At 55.1% G+C, this 1,551-nt stretch carries 1 protein-coding gene; it reads left to right on the top strand.

The features are described from left to right. On the top strand, positions 1-1,344 hold a 1,344-nt coding region (locus DP106_RS14980), incomplete at its 5' end, for an IS4 family transposase (protein ID WP_120086602.1). Between the last annotated feature and the right edge of the window lie 207 nt (positions 1,345-1,551).

Raw genomic sequence — 1,551 nt, 5'->3', positions numbered from 1 at the left:
CAGTCACTTCGAACAGCCCTCCCAGAAGAGGCCGTGGCGCGAACTGCTCGCGCCACTGGCCTCGTTGAGCGGAGTGGTGCTATTGATTCAGTACCGTTTTTCTGGAACTTCCTCATTGGAGCTACGCAACCAGATGGCTCTGTGACCAAAGTAAATGATCTCTACGAAACCTTCACCAATCACAATGCCGCCTATTCGTCCATTCAGCAGTGGATTACGCCTGAGCTCAAGCAACTGCTTCGCCAAACAGTCGCTCACCTCAGTGCCGAAGTTGGTGTGACCGACCATGACCTCGGCGGGCGATTTGATCGATTCCGCGATGTCCTCATCGCGGATACGACCGACTGCACGCTCTCGCCTGTGTCCTTCGACGACTTTCCCGGCTACAGCGACGATCATGCTGGAGCGCAGCTCCACATGATCGAGTCCCTTGGCTCACGGGCACCGATTTCGGCTTCAATCACTGATGTCCGAACTGATGAGTTGGACGAATTGCAGATCGAGAACTGGGTCACTGATTCACTGTTGTTAGACGACCTAGGTTACCATGACTATGGGAAGATTGCACGCATTGACGAGGAAAGCGGCTGGTTCGTGAATCGGCTGAAGATTGACTCAAACGCGCCGATTACGGAGGAATTAGAGAGATGGCCCACGGGTGCCATCTCTCTGGAGGGCAAGGAGTTGCAAGATGTGCTTCCAGAGCTCCATCGAAGCGAAATCGATGCCCACGCGCGGTTCAATACACCCAGTTCAGAGAGCGAACTCCTGCCGCGTGAGTTCCGCCTCGTCGGACTGCGTCACGACGAGGCGGCACCCGAGAAAGATGCACCAGACGCCGACCACGACTACCACCTATACGTGACTAACCTCCCGAAAGAGTGGTTCTCGGCGCGTGAGATTGCAGCATTGTACTCGGTGAGATGGAGCATAGAGACACTCGTTCAAGAAGGGAAATCTGTGTTTGGCCTGGAGGAGATTCCAGTACGCCGGAAGGATGCGATAGAGTGCTTCATGCTTGCGGCAGTAGTGATGATACTCCTCAGTCGGTATGTGTTGGGGCAGATTCGAACTGCGTTCGGATCTGCCCGCCCCGGCCCGCTTGAAGAAGCAACTGAGACGCAACCTCTGTCGTTCTCAAAGCGTCTCCAATGGTTTGGAACGGATATTCTGGAGATGTTAGCAAATCAGCTTGGGTACGTTTGGGAGCCTGGGAAAGTGATCATCGAAGGAGCTATTGATCGGAATTTGGATCGTCATGACCTCACAGAGCGGGTAGCGTACGGCGTAGTCAGTTCACGGTTCACCGAGGCCGGTGAACTGGCGACACTCCGGCCCGGCTGACTGCCTCAGCCGGGCCAGGAAGCCTCGCGTAGAGTGGCAACACTGCGGATTGCTCCCAGCATCAGGTGCTTTTCTCCAGTCAGAGGCAGAAAATTGGCAGAAGTAGAGCATCGTCAGCCACCAGTGAGCGGTATCTGTCGATCCAGCAGGTAGCATATTTGTCTCTGCTACCGAGCTAATGGGCTGTCTGGAGCTTAGGCGATAACG

It is taken from the genome of Halonotius pteroides (assembly GCF_003605635.1).
Taxonomy (GTDB): domain Archaea; phylum Halobacteriota; class Halobacteria; order Halobacteriales; family Haloferacaceae; genus Halonotius; species Halonotius pteroides.
The sequence above is the reverse complement of the archived record's forward strand: the minus strand, read 5'-3'. Positions and strand labels throughout refer to the sequence as shown.